We start from the raw sequence: 24,874 nt of genomic DNA on the forward strand, positions 1-24,874 counted from the left end.
TATTAAGATGCCACCCCTACGGGGCTTGCCTCGGTTTACCGGTGACACGTCCATTCTTCATTATTAATTCTTAATTCTACTAAGATGCCACCCCTATGGGGCTTAATGGCACAATGACACACGATTCTATTAAGATGCCACCCCTACGGGGCTTTCCTCTGTACACCGATGACACGTTAGATCTTCATTTTTAATTCTTAATTCCCTTTATGCTCCAGCCAGTTCCGGATCATGGTTTCCCCGTTTTCCGTCAAGACTGATTCCGGGTGAAACTGAACACCACGCACATCATAATCCTTGTGCCGGAGCGCCATGATATTCCCGTCATCATCAACCGCTGTTACTTTGAGTACATCCGGGAAATTCTCTTTTCCAACGATCCAGCTATGATATCGACCGATGGTCAGTGGCTGAGGCACATGGCGAAACAAGACCTCCTCAGGGTCAGTCACAGAAGCGGTTGTAGACACACCATGCATCACCTGCGGAATATTTACCAGGGTGGCGCCAAACACTTCACCGATGGCCTGATGCCCCAGGCACACACCCAATATACTTTTGGTGGCAGCATGTGTCCGGATCAGATCCAGAAGAATACCTGCTTCGGATGGAATACCCGGACCGGGGGACAATAATATCTTATCATAGGCAGCAGCTTCGTCCACCGTGATCTTATCATTCCGGAATACGTCGAGGTCGTGATAGCCCAGACGCTGCACCATATGAACCAGGTTATAGGTAAACGAATCGTAGTTGTCGAAAATCAGGATGCGCACGTTACAGTTCCTCCGCTTTAGCCAGGGCGTTATTAAGCGCCGCCAGTTTATTCTTCACTTCATTCTTTTCACTTTCCTCCACGGACTTCTCCACAATTCCAGCGCCGGCCTGATAATACAAGCGATTGTTCTTGCTCAGGAAAGACCGGATCATGATGGCATGATTAAAATCCCCATTGAATCCCAGGTAACCCAGGCAACCTCCGTAAAAACTCCGACCTCCCCTTTCATATTGGTCGATCAGTTGCATGGCCATGTGTTTGGGCGCACCGGAGAGGGTACCCGCCGGAAAGGTCTCTGCCACTACCCTTAGTGGCGACACACCGGCATTCAGCTTCCCGGAAACTTTTGATACCAGATGGATAACATGGGAATAGTATTGGATTTCCTTAAAAGTCTCCACATGCACATCGGCACAATTCCGGCTGAGGTCGTTGCGAGCCAGATCCACCAGCATCACGTGTTCTGCATTTTCCTTGGGATCCTCCATCAGATCCAGGGCGGCTTTCTGGTCGGCCTGGTCGTCACCTGTGCGGCGGAAAGTCCCGGCAATCGGAAAAATGCTGGCCGTGCCATCCTTCACCACGATCTGTACTTCGGGAGAAGAACCGAATATTTTAAAGTTGCCGTAATCGAAATAAAAGAGATAGGGTGATGGGTTCACGGAGCGAAGGGTACGGTAAACATTGAACTCATCGCCTTTGAAACCGCGACTGAATTCTCGTGAGAGTACAATCTGAAATACATCTCCACGGTGACAATGTTCTTTGCCTTTGGCAACGATTTCCTTGTATGCCTCATCGGTGAAATTGCTTTCTTCTTCACCGGTCTTTTGAAAGCGGTATGTTGCGAAGTTCTTGTTCTTCACGAGGGAGATCACCTGATCTATCCGGCTCTCCTGTCCATCTGTGAGATGCTCGAAGATGTTTACCTCGTTGTTGAAATGGTTGACTGCAATAATGTAGCGATACACTCCATACATCAGATCCGGTATCTTCTTGCCTTCGGCGACTTTGTTTTTCAGCTCTATGTCTTCATAGTACCTGACCGCATCATAGCACATATAACCAAAAAGGCCATTGGATATCATGCCTTTGGGTGCCTTATCCTGCTCAAATGAGGCCGCAAATTCTGACAGGGCATCCACCACCTGACTGCGGTTTGCAATGGCAGCGGCGCGACTATCGCCATCCGGAAACCGCTCGTGGATCGTTTCATCCTCCACCCTGAATGTCGCAATGGGATCACAACATATATATGAGAACGCATTCTCATTGCCATGATAGTCCGAGCTTTCAAGCAAAAGGCTGTTCGGGAACTTATCCCTCAACTGAAGGTACATACCCACCGGGGTAAAGGTATCGGCGAGTAATTTTCTGTGCTGGGTTTTGAAAGTATATACCGCCGTTTCTGTGCTGGCTTCCATAGTTATTTGTTTTCTTTCGTTGGCAAATCTGCAAAAAAAAAGCCCACTGAATGAACAGCGGGCCGTTATATGATTGACAACATCATGGCATGGACTGTTCACCTGTCAGGTCAACATCCACCACCAAGATTGATTGTTGTTATTCTTCATAGCGGTACAAATGTAGAAAAGAATTTGATAATATGGTAAAAGTATCCGAGATATGATGACTTGTATATAATGGAATATAGCTTTAAGCCTCAGGATAGTCCGACGAAGGTGCAACTTTCACCGGTCCGCCCACTGCCCACTGCCCACTGCCTACTGCCTACTGCCTACTGCCTACTAACTACTTTCTACTATCTTAGTGCCATGAAGTTAGCCACATCCATACCGATCAAACCCTTGCATCGCCATTTCATCCTTTGGGCGGTGGTGCTGGTCGGTTTTCATCAGGTGGCCTTCATGCAGAACATATTGCAGTGGGATATGCTGGATGCATTTCTGCCGTGGCGGAAGTTTATCGGCGAATCCCTTCGCAATGGAATGCTGCCCTTATGGAATCCTTATGAACATCTGGGCTACCCCTTTCATGCCGATCCTCAATCCGGGGCATGGTATCCTGTAGCTTGGCTTTTAGGGCTGCTAACAGGTTATTCCGTTTATGGCATTCAGCTTGAGTACATCCTGCATCTTTTTGTTGCAGCCTCGGCCATGTACGTGCTATCATCTACCCTTGGCATGAGTTCCACCTCGTCGATGATCACGGCACTGTCTTATTCTATGGGAAGTGTCTTCGTATCCAATGCGCAACATCTGACGTGGATCGTAAGTGCGGCGTGGTTGCCTTTTGCGCTGTCGGCATGGCTACAGTTTCTGAACACCCTACGCTTGAGGCACATCATCAAATTCGCTTTATTCATCGCCCTCATGATCACCGGTGGGTATCCGGGCTTTTTGTTTATTCTTTTTTACCTGTTGATCGTCATTTTCATTCTTCGCATCATTGAATGGAGGAAGCTGAAACAGAAGAATGTCATTTTACCATTGCTGAAAGGCGGGGGCATCGGGTTAGCATTGCTTCTGGCATTGACATCCGGGTATATTCTGTCTATTGCAGAGTCCATCCCTTTGATGTCCAGAGGCAACGGGATCAACCTCAGTCGGGCATTATTCGGACCTTTTTCGCTGCAATGCATGTTGTCATTTATGTTTCCCTATTCCACGGTTAAAGATGGGGAGTATTTCGGCACGGATATTTCCATGGCCAACGGTTATGCAGGAATCATCGCCGCTTCTTTTTTTCTGTTGGCCCTGATCAGGCGCATCAACCGCAAAGAATGGACCTTCATGATTTTCGGTCTGGTATGTCTGCTGGTGGCCTTCGGTGACCTGTTACCTTTGCGTGAGTGGCTTTACCTTTATGTTCCTTTCATGAACATGTTCAGATTCCCTTCCCTCTTCCGGATTTTCGCGGTATTGTGCTTTCTTGTTCCCGTAGGATTTTCCATAGACTATGTACTGGCCAAGAGGCGTACCCGGATACTGAGCGCTGTGACCATTCTGCTTGCCACCATCATGACCGGATTTGTGTTTTATCATATGGATCGCTCTTCCTACCTCAAACCAGTTACCGAAGGCGCCGGATGGTTTAAACTGGCGGGAGATGCCACGCGATCTGACCATATTGTATTTCAAGGGATCATACAACTGAGCCTACTGGCAGCATTCCTTTCCGTCCTTTTCTACGCCCGCAAGAGTTTCCGTATTCACTACTACCTGCTGGCTCTGGTTGCGACGGATATGGTGATTGCAACACAGCTTAATCTACCGTACACGGTCGTTAACGAATTCAGTCCTATTGCGAGTCAGCATGAGCTGAACAACTACCCCAGCGGATTTCCCGTTCCTGCCAAAAGTCCGGTGATCAGTCACAACGACTTCAGCGTACCTAATTCCCCATTCTGGCGGAACACGAATATGTATGCCAAACGGATATCCGCGGATGGTTTCAATCCATTTATCCTGAACCGGTTTGATCTGTTGTATAATGCGCCCGCAAGGGATTCCGCATTGAACAGACCGTTCATCCACCTGAGCCATAACCTGGAATATGTGGAACAGGAAACCAGTATTAAAAGCATGTCTGCCAGATCGGCGCACGTTGTGGTCACCAGTGCACCGGAGATGAAGTCGATCATCGGGACGCTCGGTCATCATTCCAGCGACCGCTTTCGTATTTCGGATTACAACCCTCAACACATAACCACGGAGGTAGAGATTAAGCAACCCCAGATCATGACCTTGTTACAAAACGACTACCCCGGTTGGGAAGCAAGGATCGATGGCGAGAAAGTCAAACGTTTCCGGAGTTACTTCACCCTGCAAAGTGTAGCGGTACCTCCGGGAAAGCACACCGTTGAATTCATATACCGCAAAGGATGGGCACCCGTGAGTTTCTGGCTGGCCCTGATCGGGTTTGTGTGGGTGGTATGGTATCTGGTGAAGCCGGTGAATAAACCACCAGAAGAGGTGGTGGCACGATAAGTTCCGGTTGATGTGCCGCTCACCAAACTCCAAACCTAGGGTCTGTTTTGCCTGATAAATGCTGTCGGATCTTTGTATCCGTTTGTTTCTGAGCTATAGCCACCACCCAAATCCATACCAACACTATCACGCAGTTCCAGATGGAGGTGGGCAAGATAGGCTCCATGCGCGGTACCGATCGTTCCAATTGGACTCCCTCTTTGTACCCAGGCCAATTCATTAACCAGCATTGTATCCAGATGCGCATACAGAGATTCAACGTATTCTTCTGTATCCGGCCTTTCAAACCGGTGGATGATCCGAATCACATTTCCCCATCCTGCACCCTCATCCTGCACAAAACTTACCCTTCCGTTAGCGACGGCATACACGGTGTCACCCAGGTCGGTATTGCCCCTACCCACGCCATTCCAGTCATCACCGAGATGATCGTTCTCACCAAATTTCTGTGCATTGTAGTAACCCCGGGCATCGGGGCGACCAACAGGGAAATCAAAACCATCGGCAATAAGGGCATCCGACTCGTTGAACCAACGAACATATTCCGGTTCCTCAAATGAATCATGCATGGAGGTCTCCGTATCTATTTCAACCGTAGATGTATTGTCGGGTGGGGTGGTGCAAGCACCTGCGATGATTATCAGAAGAAGCCTGTTCATATTACTTTTATCATTTGCAATATACAACGGTCGGTTGGAATGAAATATGCTTTGCAATACGCACAAACACCGATTTATTGTAAATTGACCCGACTATGAACAAGGCCTGGATGATCTTTCTACTCTCCATTCCCCTCCTTTGCCATGCACAGGAAGATGACAAAGCACTGTTGTTGCAGCGTACACTCAACATGCCGTTCATCCAGAAAACGCTGGACGAAGAAGGTCAGGTGGTTGAAAAAGCAACGGTTATCCTTCAGAATGACCTGGTATCCAAAGGCACGACGCTTAGCGAAAACGGCCAACCGGTGGCCATCCTGACCAAAGAAGAGTTGCGGGAGAAGAAGATCACACGGTACCGTGAGTATGTCAGCATCAGGATAGATGGGAATAAGGCCATGATACGCTTCATTCCGCATGGCGGTGGCGTAAAAGGTTCTCTTTGGTTTGAAAAAGCCGGCGACACATGGCTGGTAAAAAAGATTCGCATCACCCAGAACTACCGCACCTACATCTGGAAGGAGGGAAAGAAAAACCAAAAGCTTCGGAAAACAAAATCTGCCAATTAACCGGGAGAAGGTGATTGTTCATTCGCGTCACGGCGAAGCGGACTACAACGTCTTGATCAACCGCCGATTCATCAGAATACCTATATGAATGGCATGTGCGGGAGAGGTATACGCCCTTATATCACTGACTGGAATTTCAAACGCATAACCAACAGATACATTCTGATGCGTTAGCCCGAAGACCGGAGCAAAGGCATCTCCCGTTCGCAGTGAAAGCCCTGTCCACACATTGGCATTGTCCATGTAATGGTAATAAACCCTGGTGGTGATGTCCGCCTGAAATCCTGCTGCCCCCATTCGTATGAGCATCAACGGTTCAATCATCCATACTTTTTTAAAACGACGACCGTAAGCACCTGACAACACAACCTGGGTGGATTGGTCCTGGCTATTGAATGATCCGTTGCCCGACTTTTCACCCGGTCCCAATATATTCATCACCGACCATCCCAGATGATAGGTATCAGTAGTGTATCGCTGACTTCCGTAACGGTCACTGTAAAACAGCATCCCCACCGAGGCATTCCACCTCATTTCCGTGGAGGTCATTTCCATAATAAGTGGATCGTTCATATCGGCAACAACCAATTTATCCTTCTGAATGGCATAATGAGTAGCTCCCAGTGCCAGACCGAAGGCACATTTGTTGTACCGTCTTTTCACCTCCGCATGATAGGCATAAGATAATTGCAGTCTCGTGTATGATACCGGACCGATGCCGTGGTACTCCAAACCGCCACCCATGCCCATCGTTCGATGATTCGGAGGACCGGATATCAGGGAATGATAAGAGACGGATTGATGAACCGGACTGTTATCCAGGCCAGGATTGGGTTTTTGATAGGACAACCAGAACGGATTGAATATTTTACTTCCGGTGGTTGCAGGATTAAGGTAGTAATCATTAAATAGATAACTGCCGCGTACCGGATAAAGCTGGGCATTAACAGCCAACGGTGCAACAACGCCCGTCAGAATGAGGAATAGCAACAACCTATTCCTTTTACTTTTCACTCGCGGGCGTGTATGATTAATAACGTTCCTGAGAATTGCTTTCCGGTCACACCCTGAACCACCACATAAAGGTATGGGCCTGCAGGTAGTTGCTCACCACCGCTATCTGCTCCCGACCAATCATTATTATATGACATACTCTCAAACACCTCTTTCCCCGCCGTATTGAACACCCGCACCATCGTTCCGGGATAGGTTTCCAATTGTTGAATAAACCAGACATCATTGACACCATCGCCATTTGGCGTGAACGCAGTGGTAATGCAAAAACGGGAGGTATCAGAACACACATCCTGGCCCTTTAAAACCGGGACATACGCCATCATTAGCAGAAGGCCGGATACGATAGAAATGCGTAATCGGAACATTGCCTAAAGGTACAAAACCGTTGCATGCATCCACACACCATTTATCACCCGAGGGATTTTGTTTATATTAACCGTGTAAAAGATAAATTATGTTTAAAACAGCATTGAGTATATTAATATGCACATTTGTTTCATTGTCCGTTATTGGACAAGATGTGCAGCAATTAAGGGATGAAGCAAGTGTTTTTTTCGCTAAAGGAAACCTGAAATCCGCTCTTAAGTCAATAGACAAGGCACTGAAAATTGACACGACCGATTGCGAGTTGTTTCGAATCAAGGCATTCTATCTTGATGAAAACAATCAATCCCGTGAAGCCTATGATCTGCTCACAAAAACCATTTCAAAATTTCCAAAGGTGTCCGGACTTTTCCTTGACCGTGGAAATATTTTTCTCGCATGGGATGACTATAATGGAGCGGCCAGCGATTTCGGAAAGGCTTTTGAATATGCCGAGAATGATACCATGAGACGGTTGGCCATTATGAACCGCGGTGTGGCAAAACTCCGTCGGCGTCAATTTGAAAGCGCTTATGAAGATCTGATGACAGCTTACAAATATGACACGAATGATCTCGCTACACTGATCAATCTGGGTGGAATATGTGACGAAATCGGACGCGGAGATGAAACGCTGACATACCTTCTCAAAGCAGTGCAGGTAGATTCTACCAATCCCGGTCCATACGTGAATATCGGTTTTAAATATCAGCATATGGGGGAATATGAAAAGTCCATCCCCTATTTTGACAAGGCACTTAAGTTGAACCCCAATGAACCGCTCAGCTATAGCAACAGGAGTTACAGTAAACTGAAGTCCGGCGACCTCAAAGGGGCCATGCAGGATATTGAGAAATCGCTTAAGCTGTATCCGAACAATTCCTGGGCATATAAAAACCGTGGCCTGATTTTTCTCGAACAAGGGGAAAAAGACAAGGCATGTGCAGACTTCAGAACATCTCTCAACCTTGGTTTCACAACCAATTACGGCCCGGAAGTAGAGCAGCTGATCGAGGAGCATTGCGAAAATTAAAGAGCAGCCGGTTCATCCACTTCTCACATGATCCCGCAAACCTATCACACCCGGAAAGCAAAACCGACAGTCATAGGCATCACAATGGGCTTTCTGATCCTGTTGGTCTCCACTGTGCTTCCACTTGTATTGCCATCAGAAGAACCTCTGAAATGGCACTGGAGTATGGGTTTCGCCATCATCTTCGTAGGTTTTTTCTATGTGGTAATGATCTCCTCGCTGCTTCGATTATTCACACGTTTTGAGATCAGCAACCGGGGCATTTTGATCCGGCCGATGCTCAGACCTTCGGTGCAGCTGAGTGCTCATGACATCGCATCGGTGGAACTTGTCACCGCGGAGGATTATGAGCGATTGACGGCAGACATGATGAATGAAGAAGAACGCATAGCAAAGTCAGCCGATCTGATAGGTTATGTACAGTTGATCAAACGGAAATCTCCAGAATACAAGTACTTGTCGGTTACCCCTGTGGTTGCCACCATATCTTCCGGAAACAGAGAAGCGATACACACCAAAAAGGTACGTGTTCATCATGATATTTGTATGATCACCCTAAAAGATGGGAATCGGCTGTTCATCTCCCCAAAAAACGAACGCGACTTTGTGGATACAGCCAGGAAACTCGGGTTGACGGACGGGCAATGATCAATCGACAGGATGGTCGGCTATGCCAATTTCAATTTTGCTTTTTGCTCCGATATCGGACCGTTTGTCAAAAGTAAATTCAAAATAACCCGCGTCTCCGGCCTTCTGTTGCACTTTCATAGTACTTCGTCCAATCTCGCGGCGATCGCTATCATACGCTGTTGCCTGAAGTGATGCATCAAACGGCTGATTGAAAATCAGGTAAAGAGTAACCACATACATATGTCTCTCCCCTCCGTCATATGCCACGTCATGTTTGGTCATGGCGATTCCATTATTCGTTAACTCCTGAGACAAGGCAACATCGCACCGCAACGTTTCTTTAACGCCATCGGAAACGCCAACAACAAACTCTGTTGCAGATTTCCCGACGGTCTCACCACCCTTGTTAATGGTTTCCTTGGTCTTACTCTTAACCCAATCACAGGAAGTTGTGATGAAAAGCAATGAACCTAGCAAGCAAGCCGGAATGATCTTCATATTTATATATTTTCTATACTTAAAAGGCTAATGATTATTCTTTGTAAATGTAAGAAGTATGGGGGGATTTTTTGTAGGCAGGAGGCTGTAGGCAGGAGGCAGGAGGCAGTGCAAGGCTATAGAGATTGGACAATTGTACACTATCCGCGAATACTTATTATCCATTGTCTGATGTCTATTTTCTAAAGTCTTATGTCCCGCGACTATTATCTAATGTCTATTTACTAATTCCCGTCGCCATCAACGATGACCCACCGATCCGCCAGCACCACCTCAGCAGGTGAAGATCGATCCACATAAGAAATCGCAGAAATACATCAGCCATCATGCCGGGTGGTTGAAAACCGGCAACAACAAACCGGTCTTTCATAAATAACAACACTCCTTTTCTAGCCAGGATCACCGGCAGAGCGGTAAACCCCCAGTACGAGAACGATGCTCCGGAAAGGCCTGTTCGTTTGAACAAGGCCGATATCTCATTTTTATTGTAGCGCCTGACATGTCCGTCTTCCTTATCATACCTGCTGTATAACCATTGAAAAGCGGGCACATTTATTAACACCCGTCCTCCCGGTTTGAGATGATCCAGGCAGGCTTCCAGAAATGCCTGATCATTATCGATGTGCTCTATCACATCCATCAACAAGACGGCGTCATAAGCGCCCACCATGTCAGGATGACGGTCGAATACATTATATGTAAGCAGACGCCCACGCCCCTTCCCTGCTTTTTCAAGCGCAAACATATTCAGGTCTGTAGCGTCTACCGTGACGTCATATGCTTTTTCAACCTGGTCGCGAACGACACCATTGCCGCAACCAATCTCAAGAAGTTTCATGCCTGGTTTTAGGTACGCCCCATACAATCGCTGAAATGACCGGAAACGCCACTGAATCCAGAAATGATCCTGGGTAGCCATGTCATACCAATCGTTACTCATGGAAACGGGAAGGGGTTCGGATAAGCGAACGATCTCCACCATTAGATGCCGGTTACTGATTTCTGGTCAACAATGTGCTCTTTCACAATAAACCGCGGACGCCCCTTGGTCTGTTGAAAAATACGCACCACATACTCCCCCACCACTCCTATTGAAATAAGCTGAACACCACCGAGCATAATAATGGCCACAAGGATACCTGTAAAACCTGACGGAACATCATCAAACCAGAACTTTCGCACGAGGGTATAGGTCAGATAACCGAGCGATAACAGAATGGCATAAAGTCCGAGACTGGTGATAAAACGGATGGGTAAGGCACTGAAATTAAAGATGCCGTTATAGGCCAGGTTGACCAGCATCCTTAAACTATATTTAGATCGGCCCGCTTTTCTTTCAGCGCGCTCATATTCAAAACCGTATTGCTTAAATCCGACCCATGACCTCATTCCACGAAGAAAGCGATTGTCCTCCGGCATGTCATTTAATATGCGTACCACTCGTGTACTCATCATGCAGAAATCACCGCTGTCCGCATGAATACGGATGTTGGTCATCCGTCGTTGAATGCGGTAAAAAAGAAAGTATGCCAGTTTTTTTAATAGTCCTTCCTTTCGTTTCCGTCTGACCGCATACACCACATCGTACCCTTCCTTCAATTTCCTGAAAAAATCGAACACCAGTTCCGGTGGATCTTGTAAATCACCGTCAATAATCATCACGGCCTCTGTGGCCCTGACATGCATGAGTCCGGCTGAAAGGGCCTGTTGATGTCCGAAATTCCTGGATAGAAAAACTGCTTGAAAGCGCCCGTCTTCTACAGCCAGTTGCTCCATTAGTGCAGGTGTGGAATCTGTGCTTCCGTCATCCACCATCACTATCTCCAGGGAGTAATCGGGAGATTTCATGATTCCCTGTAATCGTTCCTTCAGCAATGGGAAAACCTCTTCTTCATTGTAAAGGGGAATAATGATGGAGATGGCTGGATGCATGTGGCCTTGCTTGGGATTTTCCACAAAATAAAAAAACTATCGTCACAATGATCGATTGCCGGAGAATTATGCCCGTATGTTGAATCCGCAAATCGTTCTACCTTTGCACCATGTCCAATCCGGTACATATAAAGAATCGCAAGGCGGGTTTTGAATACCACTTGTTGGAGAAGTTTACTGCAGGCATGGTATTGACCGGCAGTGAGATCAAATCCATCCGTGCCGGCAAAGCCAACCTCAACGACGCATTCTGCGCCGTACTGAGCAATGAACTGTGGGTCCGCAACATGCACATTGCACCTTACGAACACGCAGGCTATGCAGGTCATGAAGAAAAACGCGACAGGAAATTGCTTGTCAAACGCCGGGAATTAGAGAAGATTGAGAAGTTGCTGAAAGATCAGGGGTTAACCATCATTCCGCTGGCATTATTTATCAGTGACCGTGGATTTGCCAAACTTGATATTGCCGTTGCCAAAGGCAAAAAACTGTATGATAAGCGGGAAGACATGAAGAAGAAGGATATGCAACGGGAGATGGATAGGGGAAAGTAGATAGTAGATAGTAGATAGTAGACAGTAGATAGTAGATAGTAGATAGTAGATAGTAGATAGTAGATAGTAGACAGTAGATAGTAGATAGTAGACAGTAGATAGTAGACAGTAGATAGTAGACAGTAGACAGTAGCGCTTTTCGCCAATGACCAATGACTATTGTCTATTAACTATTGACCAATAACCATTATCTAATTACCATGACCCCATTAACAAAAAAAGCCCCCCGATACCGGAGGGCTTTTTGGTTATTGGGTAATCTCCATTAGAAATGGAAGTTCAATCTCAGGGTACCTGAACCCGTTCCGGACAGGTTTTGGTCCACATCAATTGCCATACCGCCGGATTTACCGCCTTCAATGGTTTGGTTTCCTGCGTTATTTGTACCTGGGTTGAAGCTCTCAGTGGTGTAAGAAGATGCACCGGTTGAGGAGAACATCAGCCCCCAGCCGAATTCACCACCAACAGAGATCTTAGGCAGGAAAAAGTATTCTGCACCGATAAAGCCGCGAATTGCGATCCCGAAAGTGCTTCCTGATTTAGCTTCTGTCACACGGGCGGCATTACCGTAAGTGTCAGTAGTAATGTTGGAACCACCGGTCATGATGGAACTGGTAAAACCGGTAGAACCTGTGGCCGCATTAACGGTAGCTGATAGTCCATTGCCGTACTCATATTTCTCCGATGTACCCATGAACACGAGCATGGCATCAGCACCATACAGTCCTTGCAGACGTGTGCTACCCCTTCTTTTCTCGATACCGGCACCCAGACCGATATGTTTGTAGGAAGCAGTCATCTTATCCTCCAGCATGGCTGGAACGGCTGGAAATGTAGGAGCGGTTGCAGTCATGTCTGCAATCATAGCAGTCGAGTGAGCAGATCCAAAACCCAGACGAAGGATCGCACGTTGTGCGGTGTTTGCATCTGTGAACCTCTTTCCTACAATGTGCATCAGGCTACCATCCAGAAATTCAAAGGTAGGAGCTGTAGAACCGGCACCTGACAACATCCTTCCGAAATAGTTCAGAAGAGGATTTGCATCGATACCGATGGACCAATCGTCAGCTTCAGGAAGAATGGTCTCTCCCTTCTTTGACGTGAGATCCTGTGCGAAAACGGTAGACAAGCTCATAACACCTGCTACCACGAGTATTCTCTTTTTCATAAATAACCAAGTTTAATTTGACTTCCTTGTGATGTAACGCAAAGATAAAGTTACCCTCCGCTTTGCCGCAACCGGACATACAAGTCTTATCAACAGGATTTTGTTGATAAGATGAAAACGAGTTGACTGGCTATTAGACCGTTATGCAATCTTTACCCGATAGCCTTCCGGGTTCATATGCTCTGGTAGACTCCACATTGTTAATGAACCCTGTCAGCCTTTCCAACCCTTGAAATCCGGAAATCTTTTTGGATATTGCGGCCTTTAGGAAAGAACACCTCCAATTCAGCGTTAATCACAGGACCAGGTAATTGTTTAAGTTAAGGCCATTACAGAAGAAAGTATGAAGATAGCCGTTTTATCACGCAACGGTCGATTATATTCTACCAGTCGGATCATGGAAGCAGGAAAGCAGCGGGGTCATGAAATGATCATTATTGATCCGTTGAAATGTACGCTTGTGCTGGAAAAGAAAAAGCCTGCCATCCTTTATAACGACATGCCACTGGAAGGAATCAATGCGATCATTCCAAGGATCGGTGCAAGCATCACCTTCTATGGAACTGCTGTGGTGCGGCAGTTTGAAATGATGCGCGTATTTACTGCGATTGAATCTCAAGCCCTTGTGCGGTCAAGGGATAAACTCAGAAGTCTGCAACTTTTGGCACGTGCCGGACTTGATATGCCAAAAACGGTATTTACCAACTATGCCAAACACGCAGAACCCATTGTACAGGGACTTGGCGGTGCTCCGCTTATCATTAAGCTTCTGGAGGGTACCCAGGGACTTGGCGTAGTTAAGGCAGATACCAACAAAAGCGCCGTTTCGGTGATCGAGGCCTTCAATGGCCTGAAAGCCCGCGCCATCATTCAGGAATTCATCAAGGAAGCCGGTGGCGCTGATATTAGAGCCTTTATTGTTGACGGAAAAGTAGTTGGCGCCATGAAACGCCAGGCAAAAGAAGGAGAATTCAGAAGCAATTTACACAGAGGCGGTACTGCCTCTGTCGTACAACTTGGTGCCCGGCAAAAAACCGCTGCACTCAAGGCTGCAAGAATTCTGGGATTGAAAGTGGCTGGCGTAGATATGCTCCAGAGCAAAAGAGGGCCTCTGATTCTTGAAGTAAACAGTTCTCCGGGTCTGGAGGGTATTGAAATGGCAACAGGCCATGACATTGCCGGAGAGATCATCCAATACCTGGAAAGGAACGCCGGTAAAAAGCGTATCCAAAAAACCTGATCAACACCATGGGAACCCTGGATGCTTATAGCCTGATCATCGGTGGAAGCCTGGTGATCTTGATTTCCTTTCTTTTTAACCGACTGGCGAGGAAAACAAATATCCCCTCCGTTCTGATGCTCATCGTCTTGGGTATCGGAATCCAATATCTGATCAAATACTTTGGCTTCCATGACATCAATTTCTTCCCCATCCTCGAAGTATTGGGCATTGTTGGTCTGATCATGATCGTGCTGGAAGCGGCGCTTGAGTTAGAATTAACACGGGCTAAAATTCCGGTCATCCTGAAATCCACAGCGGTCGCCCTCATAGGCCTGTTGGGTTCCTCATTTGCAGCTGCCGGGATCATTCATGCTTTCCTACCCATGATGGACTTCCTGCAAGCCCTCCTCTATGCTACCCCATTAAGCATTCTGAGCAGTGCCATCATCATTCCCAGTGTCAGTCATCTTAAGACAGATAAAAAGGAATTCCTGATCTATGAAAGCACCGTATCAGATATCCTGGGCATCATGATGTTCTATTTTTTGATCAGTCTGCGGGAGTCACACATGGGACAAGGCTCCGGAGCAGATCCGGTCATGGCATTTATCGGCGGGCTAAGTGTAACTGTTGTGGTGTCACTTGTGGTAAGCTACCTGCTTATTGTTGCCTTCCAACATATTTCTCACGGACCAAAATTGTTCTTGCTCATTGCCATCTTGATGTTGCTTTATTCTATTGGAAAGAAAGCGCACCTGTCTCCCCTGATCGTTATCCTGGTATTCGGGCTCATGGTTAGCAATGCGCACCTGTTCTTCCGCTGGCGACTCAGGCAGTTACTGGATTGGGAGAAATTTCAAAGCATAGAGAAAGGCCTCCACATCCTTACCCTGGAAACAGCTTTTGTAGTCCGCACTTTTTTCTTTGTGATCTTTGGCGCCAGCATCGCACTGTCCAGCTTGCTTGGCCTGGATGTAGTCGTGATCAGTCTTGTTTTGCTAGGGTCTATTTATCTTGTCCGATGGTTCATTCTGATGACGTTCACAGGAGCCAACATGATGCCTCAGATATGGGTGGCCCCACGGGGATTGATCACGGTATTGCTTTTTTATGCGATCCCACCGGACATGATGGCCCCTGAATTCAACAACGGCATCCTGTTGTTTATCATCCTGGCCACAGGCTTCGTCATGACTTTGGGCATGATACACGGTGGCGATGACAAGACATCGGAAAAAGATAAAGCCACCCCACCTGTGCCGGAAACAGAGATCCGTTTACCTGTAGACGGCACCCAAACAAGTGTGGGAATAGAACCTCCTTCAGATGAACCGGATGAATTTACCGGGTTTGACGAAGGTGAGGTGAATGGTTAGAGTGGGCAGGAGATAGTAGGCAGTGGGCAGTAGACAGTAGGCAGTAGGCAATCAAACCGATAAAGGTGTAGTAAATGTCAAATGGTTACAACCAATGACCATAGTCTAATGTCTACTTTCTATGGTCTAATATCTCCTTCCTAACGCAGACACCAATACATTCAGGAAACATTAAACATTAAATCTGAAGTGCATGATATCGCCGTCCTGTACTACATATTCCTTGCCTTCAACAGAAAGCTTTCCCGCTTCTTTGCATGCCAATTCGGAACCCAGGGTTTTGTAGTCGTCATACTTAATGACCTCCGCCCGAATAAATCCTTTTTCAAAATCACTGTGAATCACGCCGGCGGCCTGGGGTGCTCTGGAGCCTCTCATGACAGTCCATGCCCTGACCTCTTTCACACCTGCCGTAAAATAGGTAATGAGATTCAATAGTCTGTATGCCGCACGTATCAGTTGATTGATGCCTGCTTCCTCAAGTCCCATTTCCGCAAGAAATGCCTTCCGATCCTCCACATCTTCCAAAGCGGCGATCTCCTCTTCAATGGCAGCTGCCACAACAACAATCTCTGCGTTTTCATCCTTCACTGCTTCCCTGACCGCTTCCACGTGACGGTTCCCGGTTTTAACCGAAGCTTCATCCACATTGCAAACGTAAAGCACCAGTTTTGCGGTGAGCAGCTGCATGTCATCAACCAACGCAATGTCTTCTTTAGATAATGAAACAGAGCGTGCCGACTTTCCCGATTCCAGATGTGACTTATAGGTCTCCAGTACCTGTACCACTTTGAGCGCATCCTTGTCGCCCGACTTGGCAGCCTTTCGAACCCGCTCCAACCTTTTATCCACCGTTTCCAGATCCTTCAACTGGAGCTCTGTATCGATCACTTCCTTATCCCTTACAGGATTCACGCCCCCATCCACATGCACCACATTGTCATTGTCAAAACAGCGCAGTACGTGTATGATAAGGTCCGTCTCACGGATATTCCCCAGAAACTGGTTACCCAAGCCTTCACCTTTGCTGGCGCCTTTAACCAGGCCTGCAATGTCCACAAACTCGACAGTAGCCGGAACGGTATTCTGAGGTTTCACAAGATTGATCAGCACATCCATACGTGGATCCGGCACCACTACGATACCCACATTGGGTTCGATGGTGCAGAAAGGGAAATTGGCCGACTGGGCCTTGGCATTGGACAAACAATTAAACAAGGTAGACTTACCAACGTTCGGCAAACCAACGATCCCACATTTCAATGACATAGTACACAAGTTTGATAAAGGTGCGCAAAGATAGGAAAGATCAGCCCAACTTATGCAGTTGGAGGTGAGGAACAAGCCGAACTATCTGTATTTAGTTGGGGTTATCCCTCCCGTACCTACGGGATAGAAAATCACTTTTCGGATGCACGAAGTACGGACCGAAAAGGTTGATTTTCTTAATCGCTATGCAATAGAAAATTTTCTGTTGCATAGTTTGGGATCAGTTGCATACACGATGTCTGAATACATCAATATTTACCGGAAATCCTGCCGGACACAAAAAAAGCAGCCGGCCCCTGAGGACCGGCTGCCATGATGAATCAAGAATGAAGAATGAAAAAACGACCTACTACTGTTTAATCAACTTGGTCGTGAGCGTTTCCTCCGGGGTGATCACCTTCACCAGGTAGATGCCATCAGGTTGTTCACTTAGGTCTACCTCTGTGCGAAGGAATGATCCGAACTGCTCCTCATAGATCACCATGCCGGTGATGCCGAAGATCTGAACCGTCACATTCGATGTGGGGTTGTTCACCCCGATCGTGATCACATCCCTGACCGGGTTCGGGTAGAGGTTGATCTGATTCACGCCCTCATCCATGGACAGGGAGTCGATCAGCTCTTCAACTTCCTGGATCTTGTTGATGTTCTGAGGTGCCTGAGAACCGCAGTCATCATATATCCACAGCGGATCGTACTGATCTGCCAGGTTGGTTGCCCCAAGTTGGATGGCATAATTACCTGTGTAATCCTGCGCCACCTGGCCGCTGCCTTCGTTCATCTTCCAGTAAGCCTGCAAACCGGTTTCCAGAGAAACATCACTGTGCATATTCTCACTGATCTGGGTTGCGGTTCTGGCATAATCCCAGATACGCACATTGCTGATCTGCCCCTCGAACTTACTGGTTCCGGTGATGTTATCCTTCCCTACGTATACGGATCCGGTCGAAGTGGCCGTATTATTAGCGGTAGCCGAAAGATTCCGGGTACCGATCGCTTCTCCGTCTACATAAAAGGTAAGAAGATTTCCTGTTCGCGTCACAGCGACATGGTGGCATTCATTATCCAGTACGCTGGCATTAAAGGTGCCGTTGAAATTTGAGAAGTAGTTCTTCGCACCGATCTGTACAGCCAGCAGTTTATACTGAGAGCCGTTCCATTTGGGATGGAAGAACATCATCACACCCTTCGTACCACCGAAGTTCTTACGGTTGGACAGGATGGTGGGATAGCTTGTTTGCACCGCCTCATCTCCACGAATCTCCGCCTCAAGGGTAAAGTCTCCGGTAGCGATATCCTCCAGCGCCTCATGATCACAGATCATATAGTCATCATTGCCGTCGAACCAAAGTACTTTTTCCGGCTCCACGCTGCAGCACTCCACGCCCCAGTTAGGGTCGTTCACGTCACCACCGGTAGAATTTCCTAATTGGGCATGCATATTGTTCACTTCTTCCAGAGCGATCTGGCCTGCACCGTCATTCAGTTTCCAGTAGGCATACAGGTCTGCCGTTACCGGTATGTCCACGGTCATATTGGCTGCTATCTCTGCTTCAGTCCGCTCCACATTCCAGACACGGACCTGTGAGATGGTCCCCTTGAAACTGCTGGACGCACCGAACTTTGGTGACCTGCCAATATGAACAGGCGTATTGGACGCCAAAATTACATCGGTTCCGAACACAGTATATTCGACGCGTTTGCCATCCATGTAAAGGAATAAAGAATCCACATTCCTGCTCACTGCTAAATGGTGACACGCTCCATCAAGGAACAGGTCGGCATTGAAATTACCAAAGAAATAGAAGATATTACCCGGGTATGGGAACTGTACACAAACCTTGTACTCATCCGGATTACCCGGCATCCCAAGCACGGAGTTCTTCGCAAAAAGAAGCGACAGTCCCTTGTCATCCGTACCATAGTTTGATATAATCACACTATAATCATCTTGCTCGGATGTGAGTCCGTTTATGGCTGCTTCCAACGTGAAATGATACCTGTTCATATCATTGATCGCCGTGGTGTTGGAGACCAGATAATCGTCCACCCCGTCGAAGCTGAGACACGAGCGGCAAGTATTGACAACGGTAACCGTGATATCATTTTCCGATGTGCAGCCTGTCCTGGGATCGGTTGCAGTCACCGTGACGGTTCCTGTCCCGAAATTCCACATGACATCAGCGTAACTTTCATCACCTGAAATGACATGACCGTTGGTCACTGTCCACGTGTAGTCCAGGGAAGGATCATAGTCTGAGATAAAGTAACTGACAGGGTCATTAACATTATCACAGTCCAACTCCACATTCAGATTCCCCAGAATGGAGATTGATGGCGGATCATTGATCACCACATTATAGGTAAGGTATCCGGGTGGATTTGGGCCCACCAACAGTGTCACCGTATAATTTCCGGAAGTCGAATAGGTGTGCACGGGATTTGTCTGCGTGGATGTACTGCCATCCCCGAAGTCCCATTGCACCTGTGTTCCCGGACATAGCTCCGTTGTAAACTTCACGGTGTTGCAATTAATGATTGCAAATTTGGTACGGGGATCCTGTGTCGGGTTCGGATTTTGCAATATCAGGTTCGGAAAATCCAGTCCACTTCCGCAACCACTTCCCAGATTGGTCGCGACCAGATCCGGACCATAATCATTGTAACCTGCATCGTTTCGCGCGGGATAATCACCCGAGTTGATGTTTTCCGGTCTGTTGAATACCGCAATACGTCGCGGACCGTTTTCCTTTAATGCCACATACAATTTATTATCCGGACCGATTTGCAGATCACCCACTTGTTTGTCCAAAACGATCCGTTCTGTTGATACCGGATTTGGCCTGGTCAGATCATACTGTCTGACGTCGTTGGTTGTCACCGCATAGAACAGATTGGAGCTGGGGCTGAATGAAAACGGGTTGTGTTTGTTTTCCGGATTCGTGACAAAACCCACAGGATTGGATATAACCCCGGTTGCATTGTCAAAGTCCAGTATGGAAGTAGTCGCGAGTGAGGATCCTGAATATATTAGCTGGGCGCCGATATGCTTGGCATCCGGCGATGCCTTGAACGGCGATATCCATGAAATCCTGTCAATGCCGGTAAAGTTGCCATAGGTATCCGGTACGCCACCGAATCCATTCTGGTCAAAACGGTAAACATAAAAATCATCCCTGAAGGCGCCGCTGTAACCAGCTGCGATCACCCAATATCCGGAGCCGTCGCAATTGGTGATCGCGATCAGTTGTTCTCCTATCTGTGCTGCGCCGGTAGAAGCCTGCGGCCCTCCTGCAGGTGGTGGCATAGGAACGTTAACCTGGCTTGCCAGCAATGAACCCGAGCCGTTCATATCCACAACGGTATAATGCAATCCGTCGTTGGGGTTGGTCACATAATCACTGGTGCCATTGGCATTGGTTACCACGATATAGTGATTCGGGTAATTTACTTGATCAGGGTGAGGGAATGCAACCGATGATTGTACGGCGCTTCCATTTCCTTTCAGCGGAGTATTCGGATTGATCTTTTGGTGACTGCTGTTGTACAGGTAAAAGTCATAACGGGAATCCAGGTTAGATCCTCCATAGAACAACAGGTTTCCGTTATTATCACTGATCGAGATCACACCTTCACGGGTCTGCAGTGTTTGATTGTCATATGCATCAGATACACCTACAGGTTTTCCAGAGGAGAAATCAACCCCTGCAAAACACCCCCAGTACCAGTTGCCATGGACACTCTGAATAGGTGAACATTGGGTCACAAAAATATAGTCATGCTCAATCTTGGATGAAGTTCCGGAACCGTCTGAAATGAGCAACTCCACATCATAAAAGCCCGGCGTCGTTAACGTCGTAACGTATGTTGATGTGGTTTGCACTCCTGATGAGGTAACCGTTCCATTCTCAGACGTAAACTTCCATTCCCATGAAGTAGCCGAACTCGGAAGGGCCGTAAATGTGATCTGGTCCGTGCTGCAGACCTGATGAATATCTGCCGTATAACCCGCGATAAGCATGGGTGCTGAACAAGACCCCGGATCATTACCTGCTACTCCTGTGGTGGCCAGATTAACAGATTCGATCAAACCGCTACGAAACGCCTGAATGGCTGCCATCATCCGGTTGCTTTGTCCCTGTGTAAACGTATTGCGGCACATATCCGTGGTATAGTCCATGTGGTTCTCAATCTGAACACCGCTGCAGGTGCTGTTGGCTGCATTACATCCGCGGGCGGGCTCTGTTGTAACAGGCGTATCATCCACCCGGTCGCCATGGGTGGCATCATTCGGATCACCACAACTTGATGTGGATTGAAAAGTGTGGTAGAGGTTCAGGTAGTGACCCGCCTCATGCACCAGGATTTTTCCCGCCTGGTATTGGGGCCAGCTGGGTTGAAAATTATTTCCGTTGACTGTATTGTCCAAAAATACATCTGACCTGATAACGATACCATCGAATTGTCCCGGTGTTGCGTTGTTGGGAAATTTCGCATACCCCATGACAGTTCCGGCAATAGCTCCCGCAGGACGAATCGCATCAACTACCCATATATTCAGATAACGGCTGTTGTCATAATTCGCGACAGCCATCAAAGCAGCCTGTGACCCGGGGTCATCCGTATGATCACCCTCTGGTTGATTGGGGTGCCTGGTGATCCCTGCCTCCGCGAGGAGATTGCCTTGCGGATCCCTTGGCGCAAGACAAAAGTGTATGTCTGTACCAACATTGTTGGGACCACCGGATGTATTATTAAATTGAAGATTTAATGCATCAATCTGTGACTGGATCTGTGCCGTTGGAATGGTTGTGCCAGAAGCCGTCACCACATGCACCACCACCGGTATGGTCACCGGTGCAGCACTTACCCTACGCTCCTTCAATGCAGCAACTCTACGCTGTATTTCCTGTTCTTGACGTTCCTCTTCCGCAAGTATTTTTTCTCTTAGCTCGGGAAAGTTTTTGAATATGTATTCCCGTTGAAGATCATTACCGCAGGGAACAATATTGTCTTCCTGTTGATTGTCACCGGTTGGCTTGACCGACTCGGGTGATCTTGTTTGCGCCGGTGAATGGAGGTACACCACCGAACACGCCAGAAGCAATAGCTTCTTAAGATGTGAATGATTCATAGCAATGTTTGTTTTTGGCTCAAATGTAGATCGCGCCAAACCTGAGATTTTTCAGTTTGTATATCTGGTAAAAGAAATTGAGCAGGTGGTTTGAGATGCTAGTTATCCGGATCACGAAATTTGTGTGCCAACCGGACATAAAAAAAGCATCTGGCCCCTGAGGACCGGTTGCTACCGGGAATCAATGAACTGCTCATTAGTGTTTGATCACCCTGGTGGTGGCATACACCGTATGCACTTGCATAAGATCGGTCATGTCCAACATAAGGAACCGATCACCGGAAACTTGCTTAGAGATAACAAAGCAACACGTATATTTGTCCCAACGTTGGCTCAGCTAGCGGCTTCGTATTTCATATTAACATGCCGATCTGCAAATTCGGCGAGCAAGGAGAAGAGCAACATGCCAGATATAACGGAACTTAAGAGAATTGCCAGTCAGGTGCGCCGCGACATCGTTCGTATGGTACATGCCGTGAATTCCGGACATCCGGGAGGATCTCTCGGCTGCACCGATTTTATGACCGCCCTCTACTTTTCGGAGATGGAGTTATCCACGGACTTTACCATGGATGGCGTTAATGAAGACCTGTTCTTCCTTTCCAACGGACATATATCACCGGTATGGTACAGCGTTCTGGCAAGGCGTGGCTTTTTTGAAGTAAAGGAACTGTCCACTTTCCGGAAGATCAACTCCCGTTTGCAGGGACACCCCACCACACATGAAGGTCTTCCGGGTGTACGTGTGGCATCCGGCTCACTCGGCCAGGGTCTGTCTGTTGCCCTGGGTTCTGCCCTGGCGAAGAAACTCAATAAAGACAAACACATCGTATATACCCTTCATGGTGATGGTGAACTGCAGGAAGGACAGATATGGGAAGCAGCCATGTTCGCAGCCGCCAATAAAGTCGATAACCTGATCGCCACGGTAGACTATAACGGTCAACAGATTGACGGACCGACAGACGACGTATTACCCATGGGAAACCTCTGCGCCAAGTGGGAAAGCTTCGGATGGAAGGTGCTCGAGATGAAAGGAAACGATATCGAAGATGTGGTTCGTGTACTTCGCGAAGCCAAGGCCCTTACCGGAAAGGGTCAACCCATCCTTATTCTCATGCACACCGAGATGGGATATGGCGTGGATTTCATGCAAGGCACCCACCACTGGCATGGCGTTGCACCCAACGATGAACAATTGGCCAGTGCGCTGGGTCAGCTTGAAGAAACATTGGGAGACTACCCCGCATAAGGACAGGCACGATGTTTGTCTGTAAAAGCAAGATGAGCCACAGGAATTATATCTCCACCCCAATAAAAAGACCCTACTTGCCGGTGATCCCCGGGCTAAGAACTGCCGTGTTGTGTTTTCTGCTTTTGACATCCATGGTGTCCTTTGCTCAGGGTACCAAAGATGAACACATTCCCACCACACGTTTGCTTTTTGTATTCGATGGCTCCCAAAGCATGTTCGGTTCATGGCAGAGCGGAAAAAAGATCGACATTGCGAAGAAACTGCTTTCCGAAATGCTTGACAGCCTGGATAAGGTTGAGCATTTGCAATTGGCTCTCCGTGTCTATGGCCATCAAAAACCATATCCACCGCAGGATTGTGACGATACCAAACTGGAAGTCCCCTTCGGGCCTCGCACTGCAGGAAAGATCAAACAGCGATTGCAAAGCATCACCCCCAGCGGCACCACACCCATCACCCTGTCTCTTGAAAATGCCGCCAAGGATTTTCCGCCATGCAGCGACTGCCGGAACATCATCATCCTCATCACCGACGGCATCGAAGAATGCGGAGGCGACCCCTGCGCCGTATCGTTGGCACTACAGGAAAAAAGAATCATTCTTAAACCATTCGTTATCGGTATCGGTCTGGGCATCAATCTTAAAAAAACCTTTGAATGTGTAGGGAATTATTACGATGCCTCAGATGAAAAGACATTCAGAAATGTACTGGGCATAGTGATTTCACAGGCTTTGAATAATACCACGGCCCAGGTTAATCTGCTGGATCAAAGCGGCAAACCCACCGAGACCGATGTGAACATGACCTTTTACGATCATTTTACCGGACATATAAGGTATAACTTCATGCACACCATCAACCACCGTGGCAACCCCGATACCCTGGTGATTGATCCGCTTCCCACCTATGATGTGGTGGTGCACACCATCCCGACGGTGAGCATAGACAGTGTGGCGCTCACGCCCGGCAAACACACGATCATTCCGCTGGACGCACCCCAGGGCACCCTTGAATTTAAGGTTAGCGGGGTACCCCAGCAGTTGAAGGCCATCGTGAGAAAATCCGGAGAGATGTCCACCCTGAATGTGCAGAATTTCAACACCCAGGAAAAATATATCATTGGAACATATGATGTGGAGATCCTCACCCTCCCTCGCATTTACGAGAACAATGTCCGCATCAGCCAGAGCCACACCACCACCCTGGAAATTCCAAGACCGGGGCTGGCCACTGTGATCATGCCCTCCCGGGGTTATGGCAGTTTATATCTGGAAAAAGACAATGAGCTGGTTTGGATCTATAATCTTAACCCGAACCTTACCAAAGAAACAATTACCCTGCAACCCGGGAACTACCGCGTGGTGTTCCGGTCCATCAACTCCAAACAGTCCATCAACACATTGGAACAGTCCTTCCGGATCACCTCCGGCAGTTCCATTCCCGTAAAATTATAACCAACATGAAAGA

General features: G+C 47.7%; 20 protein-coding genes. 9 read left to right on the top strand and 11 right to left on the bottom strand.

Translation table 11 applies throughout. The annotated features are described in order from the left end of the window. Window positions 1-197: 197 nt before the first annotated feature. Window positions 198-776: an aminodeoxychorismate/anthranilate synthase component II gene (locus KDD36_08600; GenBank protein ID MCB0396698.1), complete on the bottom strand. Its 579-nt coding sequence runs from the start codon at window positions 774-776 to the stop codon at window positions 198-200. A 1-nt stretch (window position 777) separates the two neighbouring features. Continuing rightward, on the bottom strand, window positions 778-2,202 hold the full coding sequence (locus tag KDD36_08605; GenBank protein ID MCB0396699.1) for an anthranilate synthase component I family protein: 1,425 nt from the start codon (window positions 2,200-2,202) through the stop codon (window positions 778-780). Window positions 2,203-2,553: 351 nt separating this feature from the next. Between KDD36_08605 and KDD36_08610 the strand changes: the two genes are divergently transcribed. Then, window positions 2,554-4,728: a hypothetical protein gene (locus tag KDD36_08610; GenBank protein ID MCB0396700.1), complete on the top strand. Its 2,175-nt coding sequence runs from the start codon at window positions 2,554-2,556 to the stop codon at window positions 4,726-4,728. A gap of 35 nt (window positions 4,729-4,763) precedes the next feature. On the opposite strand, the gene KDD36_08615 is transcribed toward KDD36_08610, so the two are convergent. Next, complete coding sequence (locus tag KDD36_08615; GenBank protein MCB0396701.1) at window positions 4,764-5,387, bottom strand: M23 family metallopeptidase; 624 nt, start codon at window positions 5,385-5,387, stop codon at window positions 4,764-4,766. A gap of 95 nt (window positions 5,388-5,482) precedes the next feature. On the opposite strand from KDD36_08615, the gene KDD36_08620 reads away from it, so the two are divergent. Beyond that, window positions 5,483-5,956, top strand: coding sequence for a hypothetical protein (locus tag KDD36_08620; protein ID MCB0396702.1), 474 nt, complete (start codon window positions 5,483-5,485; stop codon window positions 5,954-5,956). 42 nt (window positions 5,957-5,998) lie between these two features. On the opposite strand, the gene KDD36_08625 is transcribed toward KDD36_08620, so the two are convergent. Both KDD36_08625 and KDD36_08630 read right to left on the bottom strand, forming a co-directional pair. Continuing rightward, a complete protein-coding gene (locus KDD36_08625; GenBank protein ID MCB0396703.1) occupies window positions 5,999-6,970 on the bottom strand; it encodes a PorP/SprF family type IX secretion system membrane protein in 972 nt (323 codons plus the stop codon). After that, window positions 6,967-7,338: a gliding motility-associated C-terminal domain-containing protein gene (locus KDD36_08630; GenBank protein ID MCB0396704.1), complete on the bottom strand. Its 372-nt coding sequence runs from the start codon at window positions 7,336-7,338 to the stop codon at window positions 6,967-6,969. Before KDD36_08630 ends, KDD36_08625 begins: the two co-directional genes overlap by 4 nt. Window positions 7,339-7,427: 89 nt before the next feature. On the opposite strand from KDD36_08630, the gene KDD36_08635 reads away from it, so the two are divergent. Both KDD36_08635 and KDD36_08640 read left to right on the top strand, forming a co-directional pair. Next, the gene (locus tag KDD36_08635) at window positions 7,428-8,369 is read left to right on the top strand and encodes a tetratricopeptide repeat protein (protein ID MCB0396705.1); all 942 of its coding nucleotides are present in this window, start codon (window positions 7,428-7,430) and stop codon (window positions 8,367-8,369) included. 27 nt (window positions 8,370-8,396) lie between these two features. Then, window positions 8,397-9,017, top strand: a complete 621-nt coding sequence (locus KDD36_08640) for a hypothetical protein (protein MCB0396706.1) — start codon at window positions 8,397-8,399, stop codon at window positions 9,015-9,017. Here the strand turns inward: KDD36_08640 and KDD36_08645 are convergent, their stop codons facing one another. The 3 genes from KDD36_08645 to KDD36_08655 form a co-directional block, all read right to left on the bottom strand. After that, the gene (locus KDD36_08645) at window positions 9,018-9,497 is read right to left on the bottom strand and encodes a hypothetical protein (protein ID MCB0396707.1); all 480 of its coding nucleotides are present in this window, start codon (window positions 9,495-9,497) and stop codon (window positions 9,018-9,020) included. It lies immediately after the preceding gene. A 217-nt stretch (window positions 9,498-9,714) separates the two neighbouring features. Then, window positions 9,715-10,479 (bottom strand): class I SAM-dependent methyltransferase, encoded by a 765-nt coding sequence (locus KDD36_08650; protein ID MCB0396708.1) that lies wholly within the window; start codon window positions 10,477-10,479, stop codon window positions 9,715-9,717. Continuing rightward, window positions 10,479-11,429 (bottom strand): glycosyltransferase family 2 protein, encoded by a 951-nt coding sequence (locus KDD36_08655; protein MCB0396709.1) that lies wholly within the window; start codon window positions 11,427-11,429, stop codon window positions 10,479-10,481. The genes KDD36_08650 and KDD36_08655 overlap by 1 nt, the downstream gene beginning before the upstream one ends. Window positions 11,430-11,539: 110 nt before the next feature. Here KDD36_08655 and smpB point away from each other — a divergent pair, with 110 nt between their 5' ends. Further along, a complete protein-coding gene (gene smpB / locus KDD36_08660) occupies window positions 11,540-11,983 on the top strand; it encodes an SsrA-binding protein SmpB (GenBank protein MCB0396710.1) in 444 nt (147 codons plus the stop codon). A 265-nt stretch (window positions 11,984-12,248) separates the two neighbouring features. Here smpB and KDD36_08665 read toward each other — a convergent pair whose 3' ends face one another. Beyond that, window positions 12,249-13,151, bottom strand: coding sequence for a hypothetical protein (locus KDD36_08665; GenBank protein MCB0396711.1), 903 nt, complete (start codon window positions 13,149-13,151; stop codon window positions 12,249-12,251). A gap of 343 nt (window positions 13,152-13,494) precedes the next feature. Here KDD36_08665 and rimK point away from each other — a divergent pair, with 343 nt between their 5' ends. Both rimK and KDD36_08675 read left to right on the top strand, forming a co-directional pair. Then, complete coding sequence (rimK, locus tag KDD36_08670) at window positions 13,495-14,391, top strand: 30S ribosomal protein S6--L-glutamate ligase (GenBank protein ID MCB0396712.1); 897 nt, start codon at window positions 13,495-13,497, stop codon at window positions 14,389-14,391. Between the two features lie 8 nt (window positions 14,392-14,399). Continuing rightward, the gene (locus KDD36_08675; protein MCB0396713.1) at window positions 14,400-15,749 is read left to right on the top strand and encodes a cation:proton antiporter; all 1,350 of its coding nucleotides are present in this window, start codon (window positions 14,400-14,402) and stop codon (window positions 15,747-15,749) included. Between the two features lie 171 nt (window positions 15,750-15,920). On the opposite strand, the gene ychF is transcribed toward KDD36_08675, so the two are convergent. Both ychF and KDD36_08685 read right to left on the bottom strand, forming a co-directional pair. Next, window positions 15,921-17,012 (bottom strand): redox-regulated ATPase YchF, encoded by a 1,092-nt coding sequence (ychF, locus tag KDD36_08680; GenBank protein ID MCB0396714.1) that lies wholly within the window; start codon window positions 17,010-17,012, stop codon window positions 15,921-15,923. A gap of 355 nt (window positions 17,013-17,367) precedes the next feature. After that, window positions 17,368-22,152, bottom strand: coding sequence for a T9SS type A sorting domain-containing protein (locus KDD36_08685; GenBank protein MCB0396715.1), 4,785 nt, complete (start codon window positions 22,150-22,152; stop codon window positions 17,368-17,370). A gap of 403 nt (window positions 22,153-22,555) precedes the next feature. On the opposite strand from KDD36_08685, the gene KDD36_08690 reads away from it, so the two are divergent. After that, window positions 22,556-23,404, top strand: a complete 849-nt coding sequence (locus KDD36_08690) for a transketolase (GenBank protein ID MCB0396716.1) — start codon at window positions 22,556-22,558, stop codon at window positions 23,402-23,404. A 32-nt stretch (window positions 23,405-23,436) separates the two neighbouring features. Then, window positions 23,437-24,861 (top strand): VWA domain-containing protein, encoded by a 1,425-nt coding sequence (locus KDD36_08695; protein ID MCB0396717.1) that lies wholly within the window; start codon window positions 23,437-23,439, stop codon window positions 24,859-24,861. The last annotated feature ends 13 nt before the right edge of the window (window positions 24,862-24,874 follow it).

This window comes from Flavobacteriales bacterium (genome assembly GCA_020435415.1).
Taxonomy (GTDB): domain Bacteria; phylum Bacteroidota; class Bacteroidia; order JACJYZ01; family JACJYZ01; genus JACJYZ01.

Bases quoted from the DNA above. Each gene is read 5' to 3' on its own strand.
- KDD36_08630 (MCB0396704.1), bottom strand. From the start codon at position 7,338: ATGTTCCGATTACGCATTTCTATCGTATCCGGCCTTCTGCTAATGATG.
- KDD36_08645 (MCB0396707.1), bottom strand. From the start codon at position 9,497: ATGAAGATCATTCCGGCTTGCTTGCTAGGTTCATTGCTTTTCATCACA.
- KDD36_08690 (MCB0396716.1), top strand. From the start codon at position 22,556: ATGCCAGATATAACGGAACTTAAGAGAATTGCCAGTCAGGTGCGCCGC.
- KDD36_08640 (MCB0396706.1), top strand. From the start codon at position 8,397: ATGATCCCGCAAACCTATCACACCCGGAAAGCAAAACCGACAGTCATA.
- KDD36_08635 (MCB0396705.1), top strand. From the start codon at position 7,428: ATGTTTAAAACAGCATTGAGTATATTAATATGCACATTTGTTTCATTG.
- KDD36_08695 (MCB0396717.1), top strand. From the start codon at position 23,437: ATGAGCCACAGGAATTATATCTCCACCCCAATAAAAAGACCCTACTTG.
- KDD36_08615 (MCB0396701.1), bottom strand. From the start codon at position 5,387: ATGAACAGGCTTCTTCTGATAATCATCGCAGGTGCTTGCACCACCCCA.
- KDD36_08675 (MCB0396713.1), top strand. From the start codon at position 14,400: ATGGGAACCCTGGATGCTTATAGCCTGATCATCGGTGGAAGCCTGGTG.
- smpB (MCB0396710.1), top strand. From the start codon at position 11,540: ATGTCCAATCCGGTACATATAAAGAATCGCAAGGCGGGTTTTGAATAC.
- KDD36_08650 (MCB0396708.1), bottom strand. From the start codon at position 10,479: ATGGTGGAGATCGTTCGCTTATCCGAACCCCTTCCCGTTTCCATGAGT.
- rimK (MCB0396712.1), top strand. From the start codon at position 13,495: ATGAAGATAGCCGTTTTATCACGCAACGGTCGATTATATTCTACCAGT.
- KDD36_08665 (MCB0396711.1), bottom strand. From the start codon at position 13,151: ATGAAAAAGAGAATACTCGTGGTAGCAGGTGTTATGAGCTTGTCTACC.
- KDD36_08620 (MCB0396702.1), top strand. From the start codon at position 5,483: ATGAACAAGGCCTGGATGATCTTTCTACTCTCCATTCCCCTCCTTTGC.
- KDD36_08610 (MCB0396700.1), top strand. From the start codon at position 2,554: ATGAAGTTAGCCACATCCATACCGATCAAACCCTTGCATCGCCATTTC.
- KDD36_08685 (MCB0396715.1), bottom strand. From the start codon at position 22,152: ATGAATCATTCACATCTTAAGAAGCTATTGCTTCTGGCGTGTTCGGTG.
- KDD36_08655 (MCB0396709.1), bottom strand. From the start codon at position 11,429: ATGCATCCAGCCATCTCCATCATTATTCCCCTTTACAATGAAGAAGAG.
- KDD36_08605 (MCB0396699.1), bottom strand. From the start codon at position 2,202: ATGGAAGCCAGCACAGAAACGGCGGTATATACTTTCAAAACCCAGCAC.